Genomic DNA, 23,878 nt, shown 5'->3' on the forward strand with positions numbered 1-23,878 from the left:
AACGACAGGTCGTCGTAGTCGATCGGCACAATGGTGTACATGGCGAACTTCTTCGATCTCAGCACCCCGGCCAAGCGGTTCCGCTTCGTCGCAATTCTCGAGGCCTTCACCTGGGCCGGCCTGCTCGTCGGTATGGCGTTCAAGTACCTGCCGGAGAACGGCAACGAGATCGGCGTGAAGATCTTCGGGCCGCTGCACGGCGGCGTGTTCGTCGCTTTCGTCCTCGTTGCTCTCCTCACCGCACGGGCGCTGAAGTGGAACCTGGTCACCACGGGCTTGGCTCTGATCTCGTCCATCCCGCCGTTCGGCACGATCGTCTTCGAGTGGTGGGCCGTGCGTACCGGGCGTCTCGCGGAGTTGTCCGCGCAAACGCGTCCGGCCGACGCGCCCGCACTCGCCTGACCTGCTGTCACCTGTCGCGCGGAACGTGACAGACTGGACACCGTGACTCGACCAGGTTCCCGTCCGTCAGCACGTTCCGCCGCGACCGCCGCGGCAATGTCCGGCGCGGTGGATCTCGCGCCCCTCAAAGAGCGGGCCACCGCACCCCCATCTCCGCCGCCGGCCGACTCCGGCGCCGGCACCGCGACCGGCCTCGCGCCCGTCGTCGACGTCACCGAGGCCACGTTCGAGGCCGAGGTGCTGCAGCGCTCGATGCAGGTCCCGGTCATCGTGGACCTGTGGGCCACCTGGTGCGGCCCGTGCAAGCAGCTCTCACCGGTTCTCGAGAAGCTGGCGCACGAGGGCGGCGGCAACTGGGTTCTCGCGAAGGTCGACGTGGACGCCAACCCGCGGATCGCTCAGGCGTTCGGCGTGCAGTCCGTGCCGACCGTCGTCGCGATCGCCGCGGGACAACCCCTCGCCGACTTCCAGGGCGTCCAGCCCGAACCGCAGCTCCGGCAATGGCTCGACGCCATCCAGGACGCGGTCGCCGGCAAGCTGTCCGGTCCGCCCGGTGCCGACGCCGCGGAGGAACCGGCGGAGGATCCGCGATTCGTCGCCGCCGAGCAGGCCCTCGAAGCGGGGGACCTGGCCGGTGCCGAAGCGGCGTACGAGCTGATCCTCAACTCCGAGCCCGCCAATGCCGACGCTCTGGCCGCGTTGCGGCAGGTCCGGTTCCTCGCCCGCGCACAGTCGGTGCCGGCCGACGCGATCGCCCGGGCGGACGCCGCCCCGGCCGATCTCGAGTCGCAGCTCGCTGCGGCCGACGCCGAACTGTTCGCGCAGCAGCCCGAGGCCGCGTTTGCGCGGCTGATCGGGTTCGTGACCCGCAGTGCGGGTGACGAGAGGAACGCCGCCCGTGCGCGGCTGCTCGAACTGTTCGAGCTGTTCGACCCGGCGGAGCCGTTCGTCGTCGCGGCGCGGCGCAAGCTGGCGTCGGCACTGTACTGAGGCGTCCCCTGTGCGGTGGGCGGTCCGTTTTCCGGATCGTCCACCGCACTGAGTTCTTTCAGCGGTGGCGTTCTTTCAGCGGGGGCGTTCTTCAGCGGTGGCGGATCAGTGGTAGCGCCCTGAGCAGGCGGCCTCCCCGCCGAGGACCCCGGTGCGGAACGCGTCGACCCGGGAGAATCCGCTCGGTACGGTGTTGCCGTTGACATCGCTGGCGGCGAGACCGTCGGCCAGCAGACCGGAGACGGCCTCGTCCAGGTCTCCCGGCGACAGCCACACCATGTCCTCGGCCGGTTGCGAGCCGGTGCTGTCGGGGCTCAGTTCGGCGCTGATCACACCGGCGAGGCAGGCCGCCCGCAGCGCCGTGCGTGGCTCGACGAGCGACTGACCGGCGGCGTTCTGCACTGCCAGCGCGTAGCGCGAGGCGAGCAGGACGTACGCGGCGTAGTCGCCCCGCACGTCGGTCGTGATGCCCCCGGCGCCGGTGTGCAACGGGGTGCCGCGGTCCGCCAATTCCTCGACGTCGACGCCGATGGTGTTCGTGGCGGGACAGTACGACACGGGCGACGTGGGCTTCGCGTCCGGACAGCCGAGGTCGGCCCCGGACAGGTCCAGTTCCGGCTGCTGCGGCAGATCGAACACCCGGCGGAACGACGCCATCAGCGCCTCCACCGATTCCTCGGTCACCGGAAGCTCGCCGTCGTCGGAACTGTCGAAGAACTGCGGCAGATCGGCACGCCGGGACTCGATCTCGCCGGCGTCGATGCGGGTGCACGATCCCGCACCGTCGGTGAAGCCGATCTGGAACGCGGTGACGCGTTCGAAAGCCGACCCGTGGATCGCACCCGGGTCGTTGGGGTCGCTGTCGCGGAACGACACCATCGACGCCAGCACCGAGTTCAGCCCGTCCGAGGTGTTGAGCCGGAAGTGCTCCGAGTTGCCGGCGGCGACGTGCCGCATGAATGCGCCCGCGAAGCAGTCCGCCTGTTGTTCGAACACGATGCCCGGATCGTCCTCGGCGACCGTCCCGGCCTTGAACTGCACGGCGTGGCCGTACTCGTGGGCGAGCACCGTCACGGCCGCCATGGGACCGAACGTCTCGATGAGCTGCGGCATGAGGTAGGTGCGGTCCCAGCCGATGACGTCGTCGCGGTTGCAGTATGCGGCGTTGACGAATTCGAAGGTGGATTCCCCGCAGAACTTCGGGCCGCGCTCGTCGGGATCCCACGAGACGATCGTGCCGACGGGCTCGAACCCTCCTCGGGCGATGCGGGGGAACTCTTCCTTCCAGTAGGCCTCGATGTCGGCGACGGCATTGCCGGCGAGCACGTCGACGTCCCCGCCGTCCGAGTTCTCGATCGTCACCTGCGCGTCCGTGGCGCCGGGCCGCGGACCGCTGGGGCCCGAGGACACCGGCAGGCCGGCCACGGAGAACGGGTTGTCGTAGATGGACACGGCGGTGCCCTCGATGCGAGCGGCACATCCGGCGAGCACCATCACGGCCAGCGCCGGTACCGCGAGGCGGAACGGCAGCCGCGTCCGAGTCACCTGGTCTTCTCCTGTCGTCCGAGGACGGCGGTCACCGCTGCAGCGTCAGCCAGATCGCACCGTAAGCAGGCAGCGTCACCTCCGCCGACGCCGGGCGCCCGTGCCAGGAGCGTGCCGTGGCCGTCACGGAACCGAGGTTGCCGATGCCGTTGCCCTGGTAAGCCGTCGAATCCGTGTTGAGGATCTCCGACCACTGTCCTGTTTCGGGTAATCCGACACGATAGTCCGAATGGGTCGATCCGGAGAAGTTGAACAGACACGCGACGACCGAACCGTCGCTTCCGTGCCGCAGGAAGCTCAGCACATTGTTGGCCGAGTCGTTGGCGTCGATCCACGAGTACCCGCTCGGCGAGGTGTCCAGCGTCCAGAGTGCGGGATGCTCCCGATAGATCCGGTTGAGGTCGGCCACGAGCCGGTGGACGCCCTGGTGCAGCGGTCCGTTGTGCGGATCGTCGAGCTGCCACCAGTCCAGGCCCCGCTCCTCGGACCACTCCGCGGTCTGGCCGAACTCCTGTCCCATGAACAGCAGCTGCTTGCCGGGGTGGGCCCACATGTACGCGAGCAGTCCGCGCAGACCGGCGGCCTGCTCGCGGTCGCCGCCCGGCATCCGGGTCCAGAGCGTGCCCTTGCCGTGCACGACCTCGTCGTGGCTGATGGGCAGGACGAAGTTCTCACTCCACGCGTACACCAGGGAGAAGGTGATCTCGTGGTGGTGGTACGTGCGATGCACAGGGTCCCGGCCGATGTACCCGAGCGTGTCGTGCATCCACCCCATGTTCCATTTCATGGAGAAGCCGAGACCGCCCGCATGGGTCGGCCGGGTCACGCCGGGCCAGGCCGTGGACTCCTCGGCGATCGTGACGACACCGGGGTGGAGCTTGTGCACGGTCGCGTTCATCTCCTGCAGGAACGCCACCGCTTCGAGATTCTCCCGCCCGCCGTACACGTTGGGTGTCCAGCCGCCCTCGGGCCGCGAATAGTCGAGGTAGAGCATCGAGGCGACGGCGTCGACACGCAGACCGTCGATGTGGAACTCGTCGATCCAGTACAGCGCGTTGGCGACGAGGAAGTTTCGCACCTCCCGGCGCCCGAAGTCGAACACGTACGTGCCCCAGTCCAGCTGTTCGCCGCGGCGCGGGTCCGGATGTTCGTAGAGGGCGCTGCCGTCGAACCGGGCCAGCGCCCACTCGTCCTTCGGGAAATGCGCGGGCACCCAGTCCACGAGCACGCCGATGCCGGCGGCGTGCAGCCGGTCGACGAACGCACGGAACTCGTCGGGCGTGCCGAACCGCGCCGTGGGTGCGTAGTACGAGGTGACCTGGTAGCCCCACGAGCCGCCGAAGGGGTGCTCGGCGACCGGCAGCAGCTCGACATGGGTGAAACCAGCCTCCGCGACGTAGTCGGCGAGCTGGTCGGCCAGCTCCCGGTATCCGAGACCGGGACGCCACGAGCCGAGGTGCACCTCGTAGACGCTCATCGGCTCCTGCCACGGGCGCGAGTCGGCCCGGGCGGCGAGCCACGCGTCGTCGCTCCACTCGTAGCTGCTCTCGTTGACCACCGAGGCCGTCGCCGGTGGTACCTCGGTGGCGAACGCCATCGGGTCGGCCTTGTCCTGGACGGAACCGTCGCGGCCGTGGATCCGGAACTTGTACAGCGCACCCGGCTCCACGTCGGGCAGGAACAGTTCCCACACGCCGCTGGAACCGAGGACCCGCATCGGCGCGAGCCGGCCGCCCCAGCCGTCGAAGTCGCCGACGACCGTGACGCCGCGCGCGCCGGGCGCCCACACCGCGAACGACGTGCCCCGGACCGGGCCGTCGGGGGTCTCGTACGCACGCTGATGCGCCCCGAGGATCTCCCACAGCCGCTCGTGCCGGCCCTCGGCGAACAAGTGCAGGTCCAGCTCCCCGAGCGTGGGCAGGAAGCGGTACGGGTCCGCGACGACGACGGTGTGCTCGAACGGGTAGGTCACCACGAGCCGGTAGTCCGACAGGTCGTGCACCGGGACGAGTGCGCTGAAGAGGTCGTGACCGAGGGGCTCGAGCGGATGATCGATGCCACCGATGCGCACTGCCACCTTCTCCGCGTGCGGACGCAGAGCCCGGATGATCGTGCCTTCGGGATGTGGATGGGCGCCGAGCACCGAGTGCGGATCGTGGTGCTCGCCGGCCGCCAGCCGGGCCAGGTCGTGCGGGCTGGGGGAGTAGCGTCGAGTCGGGGGCACGGTCACGAGTTCCTCCTGTAGGCGAGGGTGGTTCGCGTCGGCACCCCGATCGGCGGCAACGCCAGAATGTGCGCGACCGCGCGCCAGGGTTCGAGCCGGACGAAATTGGCCTGACCCCACGAGTACTGCGCGCCGGAGACCTCGTCGAACACCGTGAGCTGGTCGTGCCATTCGTGACCGAGCGCCGGCATGTCCAGCCAGATGGTGCCCTGCTCGGCCCCGAAGGGATTGAGGTTGATCACGGTGAGAACCGAATCCCCGGTCCGGGGATCGAATTTCGAGTACGCGATCAGGGCGTCGTTGTCGATGTGGTGGAAGTGGATGTTGCGCAGCTGCTGCAGTGCCGGGTGGGCCCGCCGGATGCGGTTGAGCGTCGCTATCCACGGCTCGAGCGATTCCCCGCGGCGGCGGGCCTCGTCGAACCGTCGCGGACGCAGCTGGTACTTCTCCGAGTCCAGATACTCCTCGCTGCCCGGTCGCAGCGGGACGTGCTCGTAGAGTTCGTAACCGGAGTACACCCCCCACGACGGGGCGAGCGTGGCGGCCAGTGCCGCGCGCAGCGCGAACATTCCGGGGCCGCCGTGCTGCAGCGTCTCGTGCAGGATGTCGGGGGTGTTGACGAACAGGTTCGGCCGCGCCTCGTCCGCCTTCGCCGCGATCTCCTGACCGAACTCGGTCAGCTCCCACTTGGCGACGCGCCACGTGAAGTACGTGTAGGACTGCGTGAACCCGCGCCGGGCGAGCCCGTACATGCGGGCGGGCCGGGTGAAGGCCTCGGACAGGAACAGTACGTCGGGGTCGGTGCGCTTGACCTCGGCGATCAGCCACTCCCAGAAGTTCGGTGGTTTGGTGTGCGGGTTGTCGACGCGGAAGATCTTGACGCCGAGGCTGATCCAGTGCCGCACCACGCGCAGTACCTCGGCATAGATGCCGTCCGGATCGTTGTCGAAGTTGACCGGATAGATGTCCTGGTACTTCTTGGGCGGGTTCTCCGCGTAGGCGATCGTGCCGTCCGGCAGGACCGTGAACCACTCCGGATGCTCCTTCGCCCACGGGTGGTCCGGGGCGCACTGCAGCGCCAGGTCGAGGGCGACTTCGAGATCCAGTTCGCGCGCACGTGCGACGAAGGCGCGGAAGTCGTCCTCCGTGCCGAGCTGGGGATGGATCGCGTCGTGGCCGCCCTCGTCGGAACCGATGGCCCAGGGCGAGCCCACGTCGTCGGGGCCGGCGGTGAGGGTGTTGTTCGGCCCCTTCCGATTGATCTTGCCGATGGGATGGATGGGCGGCAGGTACACCACGTCGAATCCCATCGCGGCGACCCGCGGCAGCTCCGCCGCGGCGGTGGCGAAGGTACCGTGCCGGGGTGTGCCGTCCTCGTTCCAGCCGCCCGTCGAGCGGGGAAAGAACTCGTACCAGGAACCGAACAGGGCCCGTTCCCGGTCGACCACGGCGGTGTACGCCTTCCCGCGGGTGACCAGCTCACGTAGGGGATTGGCCCGCAGGATCTCGGTGATGTCCGCGGCGAACGCGGGCGCGATCCGGTCGGACAGCGGCCGCTCCGAACGCAGCGCCGCGGCGACGGCGAGCAGGGCCGGCCGATTGGGACGCGGCGCGGTCCTGGCGGCCTTCTCGAACAACCGGGCGCCGGTCTCGATGTCGTTCGCCAGGTCTTCCGGGCCCTGCCCGGCGTCGACCTTCGCGTCCACCGCGTGCCGCCACGTGGTCACCGGGTCGCTCCAGGCCTCGACGCGGTAGGTCCACAGTCCCGGACTGGTGGGGGTGAACACGGCGTGGAAGGTGTCGGGTGCCTCACCGGGAACCATCGGGATCCGGATCAGCTTTCCCTCGCTCTCCGGGTCCGAGCCCGGGCCGCGCACGGCCAGGGTGGCGGCGACGGCGTCGTGGCCCTCTCGCCACACGACCGCCGACACGGGAAGCACCTCCCCGACAACGGCCTTCACCGGATGTCGCCCTCCCGAGATGTCGGGACGGACATCGTCGATGCCGATTCGACCTGTCACGCTCGCTCCGTTCCGTCTGTCACGCTGGCTCCGTTTCCTCGCACGGACTGCTGACGAGCCCGTCGGACGCGGCCCGTCTCCAACCGTAGTGGAGGGGCGCACCGCCGTCCCCTCGTGCGACGTGCTGTGTCGCCGGAGTTCCGACACAGCTGTTACCCGGGGTCGACGTGACTAAACGAAAGGAACGTCGGCACGTTCGTCGGGATCACCCGGTGGCACGAACCGCCCCGTCGAGACGCGGTGCGGAAACGCCCCCGGCCTGTCCTCCGGACACCCGGCCCGGCCGGCGGACACCTGCCGTATTTGCCGGTCTTCGCATACGGCGGATTGTCGGTAGTCTTCCCGGGGTGAGAGCCTTGCGTCGGTTCACCGTACGAGCCCACCTTCCCCAGCGGCTGGCCGGACTGGGCCCGCTCGCCGTCAACCTGCGCTGGTCGTGGCACACGCCCACGCAGGACCTGTTCGCCTCGATTGATCCCGGCCTGTGGCGCCGCGTCGAGCAGGACCCGGTGCGGATGCTCGGCGAGGTGCCGCCGGCCCGCCTCGACGCGCTCGCCGCGGACGAGGAGTTCCTCGCGCGGCTCGACGCCGAGTCGGCCGATCTCGACGACTATCTCGCGAGACCGCGCTGGTACCAGCACGAACAGAACGAGGGCGTCCGGCTGCCGTCCGGCATCGCCTACTTCTCCATGGAGTTCGGCGTGTCCGAGGTCCTGCCGAACTACTCCGGCGGACTCGGCATCCTGGCCGGTGACCACCTCAAGGCGGCCTCGGACCTCGGGCTGCCGCTCATCGGTGTCGGCCTGCTCTACCGTTCCGGCTACTTCCGGCAGTCCCTGACCGCCGACGGATGGCAGAGCGAGCACTACCCGAACTACGACCCGCAGGGACTGCCGTTGCGGCTGCTGACCGAGGCGGACGGCACCCCCGCGCTGATCCAGGTCGCCATGCCCGGCCATCGCACCCTCACCGCCAGAGTGTGGATCGCCCAGGTCGGTCGCGTCCCGCTGCTGCTGCTCGACTCGGACATCGCGGAGAACGACGAGGAGCTGCGCGGGGTCACCGACCGTCTCTACGGCGGCGACCAGGACCATCGCATCAAGCAGGAGATCCTGGCCGGGGTCGGTGGCGTGCGCGCCGTCCGGGCCTACACGCGCATCGCGGGACTGCCCGATCCCGAGGTGTTCCACATGAACGAGGGACACGCCGGGTTCCTGGGCGCCGAACGCATCCGCGAACTGGTCACGGGCGCCGGTCTGGACTTCGACGAGGCGCTCGCCGCCGTCCGCGCCGGCACCGTCTTCACCACGCACACCCCGGTTCCCGCAGGCATCGACCGGTTCCCTGCGGACCTCGTCCGGCACTACTTCTCCGGCCCGAACGGCGAGAACGAGTCGGCACTGCTGCCGGGCCTGGGGGTGGACCGCATCCTCGCCCTCGGCCGGGAATCGGATTCCCGGGTGTTCAACATGGCTCATCTCGGTCTGCGGCTCGGCCAGCGCTGCAACGGCGTGTCGAAGCTGCACGGCCGGGTCAGCCGCGAGATGTTCGTCGAGCTGTGGCCCGGCTTCGACGCCCGCGAAGTCCCGATCGGGTCGGTGACCAACGGCGTGCACGCGCACACCTGGGCCGCCCGTGAGTGGCTCGAGTTCGCCAACCGCCTCGCCGGTCCCGACCGGGTGGAGGAGGCCAAGGGCTGGGAACTGCTGCAGACGGTCGAACCGCGCGAGCTGTGGGCCACCCGCAACACGTTGCGCGCGCAGCTGGTGGAGGAGATCCGCCGGCGGCTGCGCCGGTCCTGGCTCCAGCGCGGCGCCACCGAGGCGGAACTCGGGTGGGTGGACGGGGTGTTCGACCCGCACGTCCTCACCGTCGGTTTCGCGCGCCGGGTGCCGACCTACAAGCGGCTCACCCTGATGCTGCGCGACCCGGAACGACTGCGTGCCCTGCTGCTCGACGAGGAACGCCCCGTGCAGCTCGTCGTCGCCGGCAAGAGTCACCCGGCCGACGACGGCGGGAAGGCACTGATCCAGCAGGTGGTGCGGTTCGCCGATGCCGCCGACGTGCGGCACCGCATCGTCTTCCTGCCGGACTACGACATGTCCATGGCCCGGTACCTCTACTGGGGCTGCGACGTGTGGCTGAACAATCCGCTGCGCCCGCTCGAGGCATGCGGGACGTCCGGGATGAAGTCGGCCCTCAACGGCGGGCTCAACCTCTCCATCCGCGACGGCTGGTGGGACGAGATGTACGACGGCGAGAACGGGTGGGCCATTCCCACCGCCGACGGGGTGATGGACGAACATCGCCGGGACGATCTCGAGGCCAGCGCCCTGTACGAGTTGCTCGAGCGGTCGGTCCTGCCGCGGTTCTACGACCGGGACGGCAGCGGGGTGCCCACGCGATGGATCGAGATGGTGCGGCACACGCTCCAGAACCTCGGTCCGAAGGTGCTCGCTTCCCGCATGGTCCGGGACTACACCGTGCAGTACTACGCGCCGGCCGCCGCCGCCGCACGGGAGGCGGTCGCCCACGGGTTCGCGGGGGCGCGGCAGCTCGCCCACTACCGGCGCCGCGTCGAGGCCGCATGGCCGGCCGTGCGGGTGGCCCAGGTCGACAGCGCCGGACTGCCGGACATCCCGGAAATCGGGTCCAAGCTCGCCCTGACGGCTCACGTGTACCTCGGCGGTCTGCGCGCCGACGACGTAGTCGTGCAGGCCGTCGTCGGCCGGGTCGGGCCCGACGACACCCTGTCCGACGTGGTGACGGTGCCGATGCGGCACACCGGTACGGACCCGCTCGGCGAGGTCTTCGAGGTCGAGGTCGCGTTGCCGATGGCGGGGTCGGTCGGCTACACGGTGCGCGCGCTGCCACACCACGAGCTGCTCGCGTCGGACGCCGAGCTGGGCAAGGTCGTGCTCGCCTAGCCGGCCGATCGGGACGGTTACCCGTTGTCGTGCGCGTACTCCCGGGTCCAGGTATAGCACCGCACTGCGGTGGGTATACAGCCGTTGCGCCCGACCGGGGTGCATCGGAGATCCGAGGAGGAGGATGTACTCGCGAGACGCCTCGCACGCATTCACATCGACCGGGTTGTTCTATCGCGGGGTCCGCGCCGAGCCGGGTCAGGTGACGATGCTGCGCCAGGCCCTGGACCGCTGGCTCGGCCGCCTCCGTCTCGGGGCGGAAGTGGGCCAGGACGTGCTGCTCGCCAGCTACGAAGCGCTGGCCAACGTCGTCGAGCACGCCTACTCCGACGGGCATGGAGATCGCCTCGGTGCGGTCGACCTGGAGGCCGTGTACCGACCCGACGAGTGCTCCGTCGAGGTGATCGTCACCGACCACGGCCGATGGCGTACCCCGGACGACGCGTCCGGCGACAGCTGCCGGGGCCGCGGGCTCGCGCTGATCCGGACTCTGACGTCGCACACCGATGTCGTCTCCGTCCCCGACGGCACCTCGGTCACGATGAAGTGGGACGTGTCGGGTTGCGCTGCGCTCGTCGCTGCACCGTGACCCGAGAGTGACGGATCACCGACTTCCGGAAGCGCCCCCCTGCGGCGCTGTCCGGAAGCCGGTGATCCGGTCGGAGACCACCGGCGCCGGGAGAACGCCGGTGGTCAGCTTCCGGTGCCGCGCCGACTCGACGCCCATCCCGGGCGCCGCCGGGCCGCGGCGGGTGTGCGGTCGGCGCGCGTGTGGTCGTCCGCGAACATCGCGTCGATACGAGCCTTGATTTCGATCGTGCTCATCGCCGAACCCGGGGCTGTGCTCCGGTGGGCGAGGTGATCAGGGTGGTTCATCGCGTCCTTGCTCGGGTGGGCCCGGCAGAGCCGGTCGGATCGGGTGATCAGGGGCGGATCATCAGGGCCGCGCCCGCGACGGTTGCGACGGTGAGAAGCGCCGCAAGCACGCCGAGGGCGAGAGATTGGCTGATCGCGACGACGAGCCCGCACGAGAGGGCGCCCGCGCCGGTGACGATCACCGGCACCGAGAGCAGCGGCGAGCCGTCGGTGTGAGTCGAGCGAGGAGCGACGTAAACCATGGGTGTTCCTTCTTCGCGGAGCATGTCCGGGAGGTACACCGCCGTGGAACGGCGAGCAGCCGGCCTAGCGCGGTGTTCTCCGAGACCTGTCCACACGATGCGTGGAGAGCGAGAGGGGGAGCACCGGGGGTCGGGGCGGCTCCGATTCGAGCGTCGCCGGGATCTGGGGCGGAAGCTCTGGCTACCAGGGTAGAGGATGTGACGTAGGCGGTGCCACGGAACCTGTGTGATTTGTGTCACTATCGAGGGGGCGACCGGAAGGAGCGCACCGGTGTTCGACCAGGACGAATTCATGGCGGTACTGTCTCGATTTGCGCGCCGGCTGCCGACCTCCTACGACGTCGGCGCGGCCCTCGACGAACTCGTCGACGGCGTGACCGCCGTTCTGGGCCTGCTCGGTTGCGGGGTGAGCCTGCAGTGCGAGGGCCGGCTGCAGTTCGTCACCGCGGCCGCGGAAGTGGTCGGGAAGATGGAACGCTGCCAGGAGGACGCCGGTGTAGGACCGTGCCGGTACGCGTTCGATCGGGGCGAACCCATCGCGGTCGCCGATGTACGGACACGGCCGGACCTGTGGCCGGAGTTCGCAGGGAAGGCGCGGGAGTACGGGATCGCGGCGGTGGCCGGGATCCCGATGCAACTCGCGGACGAGAAGATCGGCGCCCTCGACATGTATACCTGCGAACCGCGTGACTGGACGGATCGCGAGATCGCGGCGGCGCAGGTGTGCGCCGACATGGCCACCGGCTACATCGTCAACGCCAACAAGCTTCGGCAGCACGAGCAGTTGAACGCGCAACTGCAGACCGCCCTCGATTCGCGCATCGTGATCGAACAGGCGAAGGGCGTCATCGCGCAGGCCCGGAACATCACCCCGGACGAGGCGTTCCGGCTGATCCGCGGCCACGCCCGGCGGAATCAGGCACCCGTGCGCTCGGTCGCCAAGGCCGTTGTCGAAGTGGGCCTGCGGGTCTGAACACCGCGGGCGGCGGCAGCGCCCTGCGTTCTCACGCTGGGCGGACGTTCTCCGCCTGAGGTCCCTTCACGCCCAGCCCGAGTCCGAACTCCACGCGCCGGCCTTCCGCCAGCGAGCGGAAGCCCGTGCCGGCGATCTCCGAGTAATGGACGAAGCTGTCGGGGCCACCACCGTCCTGAGCGATGAACCCGAACCCTTTCTCCTCGTCGAACCACTTCACGATGCCCTGTGGCATATCCGAAAGCCCCTGTCCCTGCGACCACCGGGCCGCTGCGCCTTCTCCGATGCTGCCGCGAAACAGCCGTAAATTCAGGGGATCTCGGGAACATCTCGGGATCGGACCTGTGGCGGCACGATCAGCCGCGCAGCCGGGTGAGCGCTTTGCGCACCACCTGTGGATCGGTGGTCTCCCAGAACGGCGGCAGCGACGCGCGCAGGTATCCGCCGTACCGTGCGGTCGCCAGGCGGGGATCGAGCACCGCCACGACCCCCCGATCGTCCGTGCTCCGCAGCAGTCGCCCGACGCCCTGCGCGAGCAGCAGCGCCGCATGGGTGGCCGCCACCGACAGGAAACCGTTGCTCCCGCGCGCCTCCACGGCCCGCTGCCGCGCGACCAGCAGCGGATCGTCCGGCCGCGGGAACGGAATCCGGTCCAGGATCACGAGTGAGAGCGACGGCCCCGGGACGTCCACGCCCTGCCACAGCGACAGAGTCCCGAACAGCGACGTCGGTTCGTCGGCTGCGAACCTGTCCACCAGGGCGCCGGTCGCGTCCTCGCCCTGGCACAGAATGGGTGTGTCCAGACGCTCCCGCATCGCCTCCGCGGCCGCCTTCGCGGCCCGCATCGACGAGAAGAGGCCGAGCGTGCGCCCACCGGCCGCCTCGACCAGCTCCGCGATCTCGTCCAGGTACGCGGGGGAGAGCCCGTCGCGGCCCGGCGGCGGCAGATGCCTGGCGACGTACAGGATGCCGGACTTGGCGTGGTCGAACGGCGATCCCACGTCCAGGGAGTTCCACCGCAGGTCCCCGTCGTCCGACGGCGGTTCGGTCCCCGACGCTGCACCCGTGTCGCTGCGTGCCGGCGACTCCGGCGGCAGCCCCCAGTTGACGGCGAGCGCGTCGAACGAACCGCCCACCGTCAACGTCGCCGACGTCAGGACGACCGTCGCCTCGGCGAACAGCCGGGAGCGCAGCAGGCCACCGACGGACAGCGGCGCCATCCGCACCGTGTGACGGACGTTGCCGCGGAACTCGTCGGCGGCGTGCCACACGACGTCCCGCCGCGCGGCGGGATCGGTCTCCTCGAAGGCCGTCAGCACCCGCACCGCGCAGTCGTGCACCTCGTCGACGTCGGCGAGCGCCTGGTTGCGGGCGGCGGCGGCCTCGGCGTCGAGGCCGGGCTTGGGCGGCCCCAGCGCGGTGCGCACGGACCAGGCCGCGTCCCGGATCGCGGCCAGCGCCGCGCCCGCCCCCTCGGGCAACTCGTCCCACCGTCCCGGCGGCAGCTCCTCGAGCAGCGCCTCCCAGTTCTCGGCGGCGCCCTCGAGCCGGTCCACGTCCGCGTCCTCGATCAGTTTCACGCAGCGCCGGGCGGCGGCCGAGACGGTGCCGCCGGACAGCTCGGCCGTCGCGACCCCGGTGACGCGGTCCACGAGCTCGTGCGCCTCGTCGACCACCACCACGTCGTGCTCGGGGAGGATCGACAGCCCGCTGATCGCATCGATCGCCAGCAGGGCGTGATTGGTGACGACCACGTCGACCTGCCCGGCCTCTGCCCGGGCGATCTCCGCGAAGCAGTCCTCACCGACCGGGCAGCGCGACTTGCCCAGGCACTCGCGGGCACTGACACTCACCTGACGCCACGCCTGATCCGACACGCCCGGGACGAGGTCGTCCCGGTCGCCGGTGTCGGTGGTCGACGACCACTCCGTGACCCGCCGCACCTCCCGGCCGATCCGCGACAGCGCGAACGCGTCGAACAACTGGTCGTCCACCGGAGGCTCCTCCGCCAGACCGGTGTGAATCTTGTTCAGGCACAGGTAGTTACCGCGGCCTTTGAGAATCGCGAACCGGGGGCGCCGGCCCAGCTCCGTCGCCAGCGCGTCGGCCAGTCGCGGCAGATCCCGGTCCACCAGCTGGCGCTGCAGCGCGATCGTCGCGGTGGAGACCACCACGGTCCGGCCCGTCTGCACCGCATACCGCACCGCCGGCACGAGATAGGCGAGCGACTTGCCGGTGCCGGTGCCGGCCTGGACGGCCAGGTGCTCACCGGTGTCCAGCGAATGCGCCACGGCCGACGCCATGGTCAGCTGGCTGCGCCGTTCCTTACCGCCCAGCGCGTGCACCGCGGTGCGCAGCAGTTCCGGCACATTCGGGAGTTCGGGCACCGCGCCAGGGTACTGGGCACCACCGTCAGGCTCGCGGGCCGACCTGTCCCACCAGCTCCACACCCGCCTCGCGGAGCGACGAGAGTGCCGACTCGACGGTCGTCGCGCTCACCCCCGCGGTGTACGGCAGCAGCACGCGGGTCTCGAACCCCGCGGCCGCCGCGTCGAGCGCGGTCGCGCGCACGCAATGATCGGTGGCGATGCCCACGATGTCGACCTCGGTGACGCCGTGCCGGCGAAGCCACTCGTCGAGCGACTCGCCCGTGTCGTGACTGCCCTCGAAGCCCGAGTACGCGGCCTCGAACGCCCCCTTGGAGAAGATCGCCTCCACGCGGGTGGTGTCGAACGCCGGGTGGAACTCGGCACCCGGGGTTCCCACGCGGCAGTGCGGCGGCCACGAGTCGACGAAGTCCGGCTCGTCGGAGAAGTGCGCCCCCGGATCGACGTGGTGGTCCCGGGTGGCGACTACGTGCGCGTAGTCCTGCGCGTGCGCGGTCAGGTACCGGCTGATATCGGCGGCGACCGCGGCGCCGCCGGCCACGGCCAGCGACCCGCCCTCGCAGAAGTCGTTCTGAACGTCGACGACGACCAACGCCCGCGACATCGTCCTCACCTCACGAATCGGGTCGGCACCGCCGCGTCACCCGCCGACAGGGTCAGACCCTCCCAGGGGAGACTGATCAGCCCGTGGGCGAGCAACGCCCGGCTCTCCTCCAGCGTAGCCACGTCGTCGACCCGTTCGCCGTCGCAGATCAGAGGCACCATCAGCTCGTGCACCACCTCGCCGTCACCCTCCGGGACGGGTGCTTCCGCCGGGTAGATCACCTCTTCCACCAACGTGCCGGTCGGGCGCGCGAACCGCACCGCCCGCTTGGCGCCGCCCCGGGACTCCTTGTGGGCACTGCGCTTCTCCACCGGGATGCCGTCGACCTCGACCAGCTTGTAGACCATTCCCGCCGTCGGTGCGCCCGACCCGGTGACCAGCGACGTGCCCACGCCGTACACGTCGACCGGCTCGGCGCGCAGACCCGCGATCGCGTACTCGTCCAGGTCACCCGACAACACGATCTTCGTGTTCGTCGCGCCCAGCCCGTCGAGCTGCTCACGCACCTGCCGGGCCAGCACGCCGAGATCACCCGAATCGATCCGGACGGCCCCGAGACCGGTGCCGGCCACCTCGACGGCCGTGCGCACCCCGTTGGTGATGTCGTACGTGTCCACCAGCAGCGTGGTTCCCACCCCGAGCGTCTCGACCTGGCTGCGGAACGCCGCCGCCTCGTCGCGACCCGCGCCCGTCGTGTGCACCAGCGTGAATGCGTGCGCCGCGGTACCTGTGCCCGGCACCCCGTGCCGGCGCACCGCCTCGAGATTCGACGTCGCATCGAAGCCCGCCAGGTACGCGGCCCGCGCACACGCGACCGCCGCCTCCTCGTGGGTGCGGCGCGACCCCATCTCGATCAGGGTGCGGCCGTCCGCGGCGCTGACCATCCGGGCCGCCGCCGAGGCCACCGCGCTGTCGTGATTGAGGATCGACAGGATCAGCGTCTCGAGCAGGACGCATTCGGCGAACGTGCCGCGTACCGCCAGCACCGGCGAACCGGGAAAGTAGAAGTCGCCTTCGCGGTAGCCCTCGATGTCGCCGGAGAACCGGTAGCCCCGCAGCCACTCCACGGTCGACGCGTCGAGGAACTGTCCCGCCACCGCGAGTTCCTCCTCGCCGAAGCGGAACGTCTCGAGCGCGTCGACGAGCCGGCCGGTCCCGCCGACCACGCCGTACCGGCGCCCGGGCGGCAGACGCCTCGCGAACACCTCGAACGTGCAAGGGCGCGAACCGGTACCGTCCGCGAGGGCAGCCTCGAGCATCGTCAGCTCGTAGACGTCCGTGAACAGGGCGGTACTCGCCGTCGTGGTCGACCGAAGAAGGGAATCGGGCACCCGCTCACTGTAGAGGGGCACGGTGGGATGCCGCTGTATCGGCGGGCGCGGACGCCGTACCCTGGAGACATGGCGATGTGTTCCTCGACAAGCCCGTTCGACACCGCCCCCACGGAGCTGTCCGACGCAGTTACCGTGGCCTCGTTCCCCACGGTCACCCTGGCGGCAGGGCAGGCAATGCCGGCGGAAGCCGAAGCCGTCGAGGAGATCGAAGCCGTCGACCGGCCCTGGGTCACCGTCGTATGGGACGACCCGGTCAACCTGATGCACTACGTCGCATACATATTCCAGAAGCTGTTCGGGTACAGCAAGGCCAAGGCCACCGAACTGATGCTCAAGGTGCACAACGAAGGCAAGGCCGTCGTCTCGAGCGGTTCGCGTGACAAGATGGAACACGACGTGCAACGCCTGCACGCCGCCGGGCTGTGGGCGACGATGCAGCGGGCCGAGTGACCGGCCGCCCGCTCGCCGACAATTCCGACCGCGGAGCCAGGAGGAGCCGACCGACGTGCGGCAGTGGAGCAGGAAGAACTCGCTCGGAGGCGTGAAGCTGCGATCCGAGATGGACGCACACGAAGCGTCGGTGCTGCGCTCGCTCGTCGCATCCGTCCTCGGCATGCTCGAGGAACGCGCCGCCGGCGCCCCACAGGACGACCTCGCCGCGCTCACCGGTCTGCGCACCGGCAACTCCACCCCGCCGGACGTCCCCGCCCTGCAACGGCTGCTGCCCGACTTCCACCGACCCGACGCCGACGCCACCGTGCATCCCGACGACGAATCGGCCGACCTCAACGGCGCCCTGCGCAGCCTGCACGAACCCGACATCATCGACGCCAAGCTCGCCGCCGGAGCCGTCATCCTGCGCACCGTCCCCGAATCCGGCGGGAAGGTGGTTCTCAGCCCCGAGCAGGCCGACGCCTGGCTGTACGGGCTCAACGACCTGCGGCTTGCGCTCGGCACCACCCTCGGCATCGACGACGACACCCCCGAAGTGCTCGACGAGGACGACCCGCGAGCCCCCCACCTCGACGTCTACCACTGGCTGACCTGGATGCAGGACTCCCTCGTCCAGGCGCTCATGCCGTGACGGCCGCGCCCGGACCCACCGACTCGCTCACCGACGTCGCGGGTATGCGCGTGGGGCACTGGCACGCCCTCGACACCGACGTCACCCTCGGCTCCGACGACACCTACGGCACCGGACGGGCCACCGGGTGCACCGTCGTCGTCCCCGACCGCGCCGCCACCGCCGCCGTCGACGTCCGCGGCGGCGGCCCCGGCACCCGGGAAACCGACCTGCTCGACCCCAGCCACTCCGTGCAGCGCGTCGACGCCGTACTCCTCACCGGCGGCAGCGCCTACGGTCTCGCCGCCGCCGACGGCGTGATGCGGTGGCTCGAGGAACACGGGCGCGGCATCGCGATGGGACCGCCGGGAGCCGTCGTGCCCATCGTGCCGGGCGCAGTCGTCTTCGACCTGCCCGTGGGGGAGTGGACCGCGCGCCCCTCCGCCGACAGCGGATACCGGGCCGCCGCGGCCGCCGGCACGACCGTCGCGCGCGGCACCGTCGGCGCCGGGGTCGGCGCCCGCGCCGGCACCCTCAAGGGCGGCATCGGCACCGCGAGCCTGGCCCTGACCGACGGCCCCGCCGCCGGCGTCACCGTCGCCGCACTCGTCGTCGCCAACCCCGTCGGGGCCGTGTTCGATCCCGAAACGGGCCTGCCGTGGGGCCTCGGGCCCACCCGGGCCGCTCAGCTCGGACTCGTCGCCCCGGCCGCCGCCGAGATCGCCGCCGCCAACGCCCTCGCGCCGAAGGGTACCGCCCTCAACACCACCATCGGCGTCGTCGCCACCGATGCCGACCTGACCGCCGCCGCCTGCCGCCGGGTCGCCGTCGCCGGACACGACGGACTCGCGCGGGCCGTTCGCCCCGCGCACTCCCCGCTCGACGGCGACACCCTCTTCGCCCTTGCCACCGGCACCGCGACGGTGCCCGCGTCGGCACGTCCGATCCCCGACGCCTTCGCGCCCGAACTACCCGTGCTGGCCGCCGTCTGCGAGGTGGCCGCCGAGGTCGTCCAGCGCGCCGTCGTGGACGCGGTGCTGCACGCGACCGCGGTCGCAGGCATCCCCGCCTACCGCGACCTGTTCCCCTCCGCCTTCGCGACCGGGACCACCACGTCGCGCTGACGCGCTCAGCCCGGCGCACCCTCCGACACGCGCTTCATCTGGCCACCGCAACAGATCTCCGAATGTGCCATCTCCTCGTTGCACGGGCACGCCTTCTCGTAGACGAGCTGCGCACCGCACTTCTCGCAGATGTAGCGATCTCCGACGCTTCTGGGCACGACTGCCTCCCCGGGTCGACGGTGACCTCCACGGTAGCCACCGCACCGCCGGGATAGTGCGGTTTCACGCGGTCGCGCCCGGTGCCGATCAGGGCCCCCGTCGGTAGGCTCGAAATTCAGGAACACCATGCAGGACACACGCGAAGGGCGAGCGCATGACCGTACCCGACGGTTCCCGTCCCGGGCTCCGGCCCGTCTGGCAACGCGCGGCGCTGCTGATCGCCGGGTTCGTCGCCCTGCTCTACGCAATCGAGGCCGTCGACGCCGCCGCGCCCGCCGAGCTCGACACCGCCGGCATCGAACCGAGAAGCGCCGACGGACTGTGGGGCGTGCTGTTCGCCCCCGTGCTCCACGCCGACTGGGCGCACCTGAGCGCGAACACCATCCCCCTGCTCGTGCTCGGATTCCTCGTGCTCGTCTCCGGAATCGGCCGCGGCCTGGCCGCCACCGCGATCATCTGGGTCGTCGGGGGACTCGGGACGTGGCTCACCGCCGGAGCCGGCTTCGTGCACATCGGGGCGTCCATCCTCGTCTTCGGATGGCTCACCTACCTGATCACGCGCGGCATCTTCACCCGGCAGGCGAATCAGATCGTCATCGGGGTGATCGTGCTGTTCGTCTACGGCAGCATCCTGTGGGGCGTGCTGCCCAGCGACCCCCGCGTCTCTTGGCAGGGGCACCTCTTCGGTGCCGTCGGCGGCGTCCTGGCCGCCTGGCTGCTCTCCGCCGACGAGCGTCGCCGGCGGCGTTCCCCAGCTGTGCCGAGCTCCCCGTTCGGGTGAGACGCACCCCCGTCAGGTAACTGACCGATCGGTAGGATCACAGCGTCGGCGCGACTGTGACATCTCTCGATCAAAACCCGTGTTGGCTTCGTCGCAACCACAGGGACGTGGCAGCATGAGCCCATGCGCATGACCGTCCTGGGGTGTTCCGGCAGCGTGGCCGGGCCGGATTCCGCCGCGTCGGGCTACCTGATCACCGCCCCCGGCACCCCGCCCCTGGTGATCGACTTCGGTCCCGGGGTCCTCGGGGCCCTGCAGCGGTACGCCGATCCCGGCGAGGTCTCGCTGTTGCTCTCGCACCTGCACGCCGACCACTGCCTCGACATACCGGGCCTGCTCGTCTGGCGGCGCTACTCCCCGAACCGCCCGACCGGACGCACCCTCGTCTACGGCCCCGCGGACACCAGCGTCCGCGTGGGAGCCGCCTCCGCCGAGATCGCCGGTGAGATGGACGATGTCAGCGACACCCTGGACGTGCGAACCCTCGCGGACGGGGAAGCCTTCCGCTTCGGCGCGCTCACCATCCGCCCCGGCCGGGTCAACCACCCGCCCGAGGCCTACGGATTCCGCATCACCAGCGACTCCGGACGCACCGTCGTCTACACCGGTGACACCGGCATGTGCGACGAGGTCGTCGACCTCGCGCGCGGTGCCGACGTCCTGCTGTCCGAAGCCTCCTGGACCCATGCGCCCGATGACCGGCCCGCCGGCATCCACCTCTCCGGCGCCGAAGCCGGGCTCGTTGCCGCGCGTGCCGAGGTGGGAGAGTTGCTGCTCACCCACATCCCGCCGTGGACCTCGCGCGAGGACGTCATCGCCGAAGCCAAGGAGCAGTATTCCGGGCCCGTCCACGCGGTGTCCGCCGGAGACGTCTACCGCATCTAATAGGCTCGTCCGGGTGACCACACGAGAAGACGGCAGAGCGGACGACGAACTCCGCCCCATCCGGATCACCCGAGGATTCACCAACCACCCCGCGGGCTCGGTGCTCGTGGAATTCGGCCAGACCCGCGTCATGTGCACCGCCAGCGTCGAAGAGGGCGTACCGCGCTGGCGCAAGGGCTCCGGTCTCGGCTGGCTCACCGCCGAATACGCGATGCTCCCCGCCGCCACGCACACCCGTAGCGGACGCGAATCGGTCAAGGGCAAGCTCGGCGGCCGCACCCAGGAGATCAGCCGCCTCGTCGGCCGCGCCCTGCGCGCCTGCATCGACCTCGCCGCCCTCGGCGAGAACACCATTGCCATCGACTGCGACGTCCTGCAGGCCGACGGCGGCACCCGCACCGCCGCCATCACCGGCGCCTACGTGGCGCTCGCCGACGCCGTCACCTGGCTGAGCGCGGCAGGGCGCCTGACCGACCCGCAGCCCATCTCCTGTGCCATCGCCGCCGTGAGCGTCGGCGTCGTCGACGGCCGCGTCCGTCTCGACCTGCCCTACGAGGAGGACGTGCGCGCCGAGGTCGACATGAACGTCATCGCCACCGACACCGGCACCCTCGTCGAGGTCCAGGGCACCGGCGAAGGCGCGACGTTCGCACGCTCCACCCTCGACAAGATGCTCGACTCCGCGCTCGCCGGCATCGCCGAACTGTGCGAGATCCAGAAGCAGGCGCTCGAAGCGCCCTACCCGGGCACGCTCCCGCAGCCCGTGACACCCGAGCGCACCCGGAAGAAGTTCGGTGTCTGAGATGGTGCGGGTGCTCGTGGCCAGTCGCAACGCGAAGAAGCTGCGCGAGTTGCAGCGCGTCCTCGACTCCGCCGGAATCGACGGGATCGACCTCGTCGGCCTCGACGCGGTGCCGCCCTACGACGAAGCGCCCGAGACGGGCGCGACGTTCGAGGAGAACGCCGCCGCCAAGGCGCGCGACGGCGCAGCGGCAACCGGAATGCCGTGCGTCGCAGACGATTCCGGTATCGAGGTCGACGCGCTCAATGCGATGCCCGGGGTGCTGTCCGCCCGCTGGTCGGGACGGCACGGCGACGACCACGCCAACACCGAACTGCTGCTCGGGCAGCTGCAGGACGTCCCCGACGAGCGGCGCGGCGCGGCATTCGTCTCCGCCTGCGCCCTCGCCGTCCCCGGTGACGACGGCGAGACCGCGGTGCACGTCGTGCGCGGGGAGTGGCGCGGCGCCATCGTCCACAGCCCCCGCGGTGGCAACGGGTTCGGCTACGACCCGGTGTTCCGGCCGGAAGGCGAGGACCGCACCGCAGCCGAACTCAGCGCCGAGGAGAAGGACGCGTCGTCGCACCGCGGGCGGGCGCTGGCGCAGCTCGTACCGGACCTCGCCGCGCTCGCGCGCTAGAGGACCGTCGCGCCGAGCTGGGATTCGAGCGGAGAATCGGAATCCGCCCACGCCCTGGCGTGGGCGGATTCCGGTCGATCGCGTAAATATGGGCCGGCGTCAGACGCCGAAGTCGGACTTGACCTGCTTAGTGCGCTGGTGCTCGACGAAGAACGACAGGAACGGGATGGTGCCGGCGAGGAGGGTGCCGATCGTGCGGCCCGCGGGCCAGCGCACCTTGATCGCCAGGTCGAGCGTGAGCACGAGATACACCGCGTAGACCCAGCCGTGGACCACGGCGATCCAGCCGGGAACGTTCTCGACCTTCAGGATGTACTTCGCGACCATCTCGCCGGTGAGCACGAGCAGCCACACGCCGGTGATCCAAGCGAGCGCGCGGTACCGGGTCAGGGCCGAGGCGATCTTCTTCCGGTCGGCTTCCGGTCGAGACTGCGGCGCGGTCGAACCACTCGTCTGGTCGGGTGCCTGCTCGGGGGTCGTGCTCACTGAGCGCTCCTATCGGACCTGCGCGCCAGCTGCGCGAGGTAATCGTTGTACTCCAGCATCTGCCGGGCCTCGGGGTCGTCCGGATCGACATCCGCATTCGGGTCGATCTGTGCTCGGGGCCGCTGGGGGAGGAGATCCTCGGGAATCTCGGTGGGTTCCTTCGGTTCCGACGCGCGCGGCGCTCCCGTGGCCTGACTCTCGGCGTCCTCGGTCTCGAGCTTCACGAACCGGCGGTAGGCGTAGACGCAGAAGAAGGCGAACGCGGGCCACTGCAGTGCGTAACCGAGGTTCTGGAACGTGCCGCCCACTGCCTCGAACCGCGTCCACTGCCAGAAGCCGAGACCGAGACAACCGGCCGCGGCGACCGTCACCAGTACGACGAGGGCAAGGCGACGCGGCGGACGGTTTTCGGACACGTCATCAAAAGTACCCGAGCGGCCCCTCGACCTGCCAAGAGCGGTCGAGGGCCGTGGGGGAGGTCACGTGGTGCGCGAGGGGGGACTCGAACCCCCACGTCCTTTCGGACACCTGGACCTAAACCAGGCGCGGCTGCCGTTACGCCACTCGCGCAAGCACGTGTCACATTACGCGATATCGCTGTCCGGGCACGATTCGGCACTCCGATTCCCGAAGCGCCGCCGCCCGGCCCAGGTAGGCGTCTGGCTGTGGCAGTTGGGGCAGAGGAAGCGGACGTTCTCGGGACGGGAGTCGTTCGGATTGCCGTCGATGTGGTCGACGTGGAGCGTCAGGCTCCTCCCGTTCCAGTGTGGCTCGATGCCGCACGATTCGCACTGGTGGGGACGGCCGGACTCGAGCAATGCCCGGCGAAGCATCTTGGGTTTCGCGCGGGCCGCGCCGATTGGTTTGCAGACGAGGACAGCGGTCCATTCCATGCGGTTCCGCGGCGGTCGGCCAATCATGTGTCCTTGACCTGTGAAGTGGGAGGTGTCGATTCCGAACTTCTTGATTCGCCGGCTCAGATGCGCGTGAGCACCGCCGCTCGGGACCAGTCCGAGATAGCGCATGACCCCCGCCACGCTCACCGACTCGGCCACGGCCTCCTCCAGGACTTCCCGCGTGTACTTCATCCATACCCCCCTGGATCGAATGTGTGTTCGATACGAGGATCGTATCCGGCTGTTCTGACAAATCGCGGAAAACGCCCTCATGCACGCGTTTCACGGCCCGTCAAGATGGTAACGATTGTGTAACGATAAACGTGAGGCTTCCCTCAGGTTGATGGACGTCCACGTAGCCGTGCAGCCTGCGCCGACTCTCCCTACCGGCGAGTCACTTCTCTCGGCCGCTGTGAGTGATCTCACGCGCCCTTCCGCTGCCGGTAACCCGCGCGGAACAAAACATGAGGAACCCCTCATGATTTTGTGTCACTCTTGGGTAGCCCGAACGAGCAGATCAGAGCCATCAGAACGCCAA

At 70.0% G+C, this 23,878-nt stretch carries 25 protein-coding genes and 1 tRNA gene; 12 read left to right on the top strand and 14 right to left on the bottom strand.

The annotated features are described in order from the left end of the window. Positions 1 to 30 precede the first annotated feature (30 nt). Complete coding sequence (locus ACM26Y_RS09340) at positions 31 to 402, top strand: DUF3817 domain-containing protein (RefSeq protein WP_416063290.1); 372 nt, start codon at positions 31 to 33, stop codon at positions 400 to 402. Between the two features lie 96 nt (positions 403 to 498). Next, positions 499 to 1,392, top strand: coding sequence for a tetratricopeptide repeat protein (locus ACM26Y_RS09345; RefSeq protein WP_416063648.1), 894 nt, complete (start codon positions 499 to 501; stop codon positions 1,390 to 1,392). A gap of 105 nt (positions 1,393 to 1,497) precedes the next feature. On the opposite strand, the gene ACM26Y_RS09350 is transcribed toward ACM26Y_RS09345, so the two are convergent. From ACM26Y_RS09350 to ACM26Y_RS09360, 3 genes are read right to left on the bottom strand one after another with little or no spacing between them, the layout of a single operon-like run. After that, positions 1,498 to 2,937: a metallopeptidase gene (locus ACM26Y_RS09350; protein WP_416063291.1), complete on the bottom strand. Its 1,440-nt coding sequence runs from the start codon at positions 2,935 to 2,937 to the stop codon at positions 1,498 to 1,500. A gap of 31 nt (positions 2,938 to 2,968) precedes the next feature. After that, positions 2,969 to 5,167, bottom strand: a complete 2,199-nt coding sequence (glgB, locus tag ACM26Y_RS09355) for a 1,4-alpha-glucan branching protein GlgB (protein ID WP_416063292.1) — start codon at positions 5,165 to 5,167, stop codon at positions 2,969 to 2,971. Beyond that, positions 5,164 to 7,182, bottom strand: a complete 2,019-nt coding sequence (locus ACM26Y_RS09360; protein ID WP_003938806.1) for an alpha-1,4-glucan--maltose-1-phosphate maltosyltransferase — start codon at positions 7,180 to 7,182, stop codon at positions 5,164 to 5,166. The genes glgB and ACM26Y_RS09360 overlap by 4 nt, the downstream gene beginning before the upstream one ends. 347 nt (positions 7,183 to 7,529) lie before the next feature. Here ACM26Y_RS09360 and glgP point away from each other — a divergent pair, with 347 nt between their 5' ends. Together glgP and ACM26Y_RS09370 are read left to right on the top strand one after the other, a co-directional pair. Further along, a complete protein-coding gene (glgP, locus tag ACM26Y_RS09365) occupies positions 7,530 to 10,109 on the top strand; it encodes an alpha-glucan family phosphorylase (RefSeq protein ID WP_416063293.1) in 2,580 nt (859 codons plus the stop codon). Positions 10,110 to 10,233: 124 nt separating this feature from the next. Further along, positions 10,234 to 10,698: an ATP-binding protein gene (locus ACM26Y_RS09370; protein ID WP_416063294.1), complete on the top strand. Its 465-nt coding sequence runs from the start codon at positions 10,234 to 10,236 to the stop codon at positions 10,696 to 10,698. A gap of 104 nt (positions 10,699 to 10,802) precedes the next feature. Here the strand turns inward: ACM26Y_RS09370 and ACM26Y_RS09375 are convergent, their stop codons facing one another. Further along, entirely contained in the window at positions 10,803 to 10,934 is a 132-nt protein-coding gene (locus ACM26Y_RS09375; RefSeq protein WP_235157647.1) for an AMP-binding protein, read from the bottom strand. 98 nt (positions 10,935 to 11,032) lie between these two features. Beyond that, entirely contained in the window at positions 11,033 to 11,227 is a 195-nt protein-coding gene (locus ACM26Y_RS09380; RefSeq protein ID WP_003938813.1) for a hypothetical protein, read from the bottom strand. A gap of 271 nt (positions 11,228 to 11,498) precedes the next feature. Here ACM26Y_RS09380 and ACM26Y_RS09385 point away from each other — a divergent pair, with 271 nt between their 5' ends. Beyond that, complete coding sequence (locus tag ACM26Y_RS09385) at positions 11,499 to 12,200, top strand: GAF and ANTAR domain-containing protein (RefSeq protein ID WP_003938814.1); 702 nt, start codon at positions 11,499 to 11,501, stop codon at positions 12,198 to 12,200. A 31-nt stretch (positions 12,201 to 12,231) separates the two neighbouring features. On the opposite strand, the gene ACM26Y_RS09390 is transcribed toward ACM26Y_RS09385, so the two are convergent. The 4 genes from ACM26Y_RS09390 to ACM26Y_RS09405 form a co-directional block, all read right to left on the bottom strand. Next, complete coding sequence (locus tag ACM26Y_RS09390; protein ID WP_416063295.1) at positions 12,232 to 12,435, bottom strand: cold-shock protein; 204 nt, start codon at positions 12,433 to 12,435, stop codon at positions 12,232 to 12,234. A 121-nt stretch (positions 12,436 to 12,556) separates the two neighbouring features. Then, on the bottom strand, positions 12,557 to 14,587 hold the full coding sequence (locus tag ACM26Y_RS09395; RefSeq protein ID WP_416063296.1) for an ATP-dependent DNA helicase: 2,031 nt from the start codon (positions 14,585 to 14,587) through the stop codon (positions 12,557 to 12,559). Positions 14,588 to 14,612: 25 nt separating this feature from the next. Then, positions 14,613 to 15,191 carry an isochorismatase family protein gene (locus ACM26Y_RS09400; RefSeq protein ID WP_416063297.1) on the bottom strand — a complete coding sequence of 193 codons (579 nt, stop codon included), beginning with the start codon at positions 15,189 to 15,191 and terminating at the stop codon, positions 14,613 to 14,615. 5 nt (positions 15,192 to 15,196) lie between these two features. Beyond that, positions 15,197 to 16,543, bottom strand: a complete 1,347-nt coding sequence (locus ACM26Y_RS09405; protein WP_416063298.1) for a nicotinate phosphoribosyltransferase — start codon at positions 16,541 to 16,543, stop codon at positions 15,197 to 15,199. A 48-nt stretch (positions 16,544 to 16,591) separates the two neighbouring features. Here ACM26Y_RS09405 and clpS point away from each other — a divergent pair, with 48 nt between their 5' ends. From clpS to ACM26Y_RS09420, 3 genes are read left to right on the top strand one after another with little or no spacing between them, the layout of a single operon-like run. Beyond that, a complete protein-coding gene (gene clpS, locus ACM26Y_RS09410) occupies positions 16,592 to 16,975 on the top strand; it encodes an ATP-dependent Clp protease adapter ClpS (RefSeq protein ID WP_003938819.1) in 384 nt (127 codons plus the stop codon). Between the two features lie 55 nt (positions 16,976 to 17,030). Next, complete coding sequence (locus ACM26Y_RS09415; RefSeq protein ID WP_003938820.1) at positions 17,031 to 17,609, top strand: DUF2017 domain-containing protein; 579 nt, start codon at positions 17,031 to 17,033, stop codon at positions 17,607 to 17,609. Beyond that, positions 17,606 to 18,712, top strand: a complete 1,107-nt coding sequence (locus tag ACM26Y_RS09420) for a P1 family peptidase (RefSeq protein ID WP_416063299.1) — start codon at positions 17,606 to 17,608, stop codon at positions 18,710 to 18,712. Before ACM26Y_RS09415 ends, ACM26Y_RS09420 begins: the two co-directional genes overlap by 4 nt. 5 nt (positions 18,713 to 18,717) lie before the next feature. Here ACM26Y_RS09420 and ACM26Y_RS09425 read toward each other — a convergent pair whose 3' ends face one another. After that, a complete protein-coding gene (locus ACM26Y_RS09425) occupies positions 18,718 to 18,870 on the bottom strand; it encodes a hypothetical protein (RefSeq protein ID WP_193788823.1) in 153 nt (50 codons plus the stop codon). Between the two features lie 155 nt (positions 18,871 to 19,025). Here ACM26Y_RS09425 and ACM26Y_RS09430 point away from each other — a divergent pair, with 155 nt between their 5' ends. The 4 genes from ACM26Y_RS09430 (at position 19,026) to rdgB (ending at position 21,958) form a co-directional block, all read left to right on the top strand. Next, positions 19,026 to 19,652: a rhomboid family intramembrane serine protease gene (locus ACM26Y_RS09430; protein ID WP_371383377.1), complete on the top strand. Its 627-nt coding sequence runs from the start codon at positions 19,026 to 19,028 to the stop codon at positions 19,650 to 19,652. Between the two features lie 123 nt (positions 19,653 to 19,775). Further along, complete coding sequence (locus ACM26Y_RS09435; protein WP_371383376.1) at positions 19,776 to 20,537, top strand: cyclic nucleotide-degrading phosphodiesterase; 762 nt, start codon at positions 19,776 to 19,778, stop codon at positions 20,535 to 20,537. Between the two features lie 13 nt (positions 20,538 to 20,550). Further along, the gene (gene rph / locus ACM26Y_RS09440) at positions 20,551 to 21,339 is read left to right on the top strand and encodes a ribonuclease PH (RefSeq protein WP_010596763.1); all 789 of its coding nucleotides are present in this window, start codon (positions 20,551 to 20,553) and stop codon (positions 21,337 to 21,339) included. 1 nt (position 21,340) lies between these two features. Then, the gene (gene rdgB, locus ACM26Y_RS09445; protein WP_416063649.1) at positions 21,341 to 21,958 is read left to right on the top strand and encodes an RdgB/HAM1 family non-canonical purine NTP pyrophosphatase; all 618 of its coding nucleotides are present in this window, start codon (positions 21,341 to 21,343) and stop codon (positions 21,956 to 21,958) included. Positions 21,959 to 22,057: 99 nt separating this feature from the next. Here the strand turns inward: rdgB and ACM26Y_RS09450 are convergent, their stop codons facing one another. The 4 genes from ACM26Y_RS09450 to ACM26Y_RS09465 all read right to left on the bottom strand — a co-directional run bounded on the left by ACM26Y_RS09450 (position 22,058) and on the right by ACM26Y_RS09465 (position 23,532). After that, positions 22,058 to 22,444 carry a DUF3817 domain-containing protein gene (locus tag ACM26Y_RS09450; protein ID WP_416063300.1) on the bottom strand — a complete coding sequence of 129 codons (387 nt, stop codon included), beginning with the start codon at positions 22,442 to 22,444 and terminating at the stop codon, positions 22,058 to 22,060. Then, positions 22,441 to 22,860, bottom strand: a complete 420-nt coding sequence (locus ACM26Y_RS09455) for a hypothetical protein (RefSeq protein WP_003938948.1) — start codon at positions 22,858 to 22,860, stop codon at positions 22,441 to 22,443. Before ACM26Y_RS09455 ends, ACM26Y_RS09450 begins: the two co-directional genes overlap by 4 nt. Positions 22,861 to 22,928: 68 nt before the next feature. After that, positions 22,929 to 23,014: transfer RNA gene (locus ACM26Y_RS09460), tRNA-Leu, on the bottom strand. 14 nt (positions 23,015 to 23,028) lie between these two features. Further along, positions 23,029 to 23,532 (bottom strand): HNH endonuclease, encoded by a 504-nt coding sequence (locus ACM26Y_RS09465; RefSeq protein WP_416063301.1) that lies wholly within the window; start codon positions 23,530 to 23,532, stop codon positions 23,029 to 23,031. Between the last annotated feature and the right edge of the window lie 346 nt (positions 23,533 to 23,878).

This window comes from Rhodococcus indonesiensis, from assembly GCF_047782815.1.
Classification (GTDB): Bacteria; Actinomycetota; Actinomycetes; order Mycobacteriales; family Mycobacteriaceae; genus Rhodococcus; species Rhodococcus indonesiensis.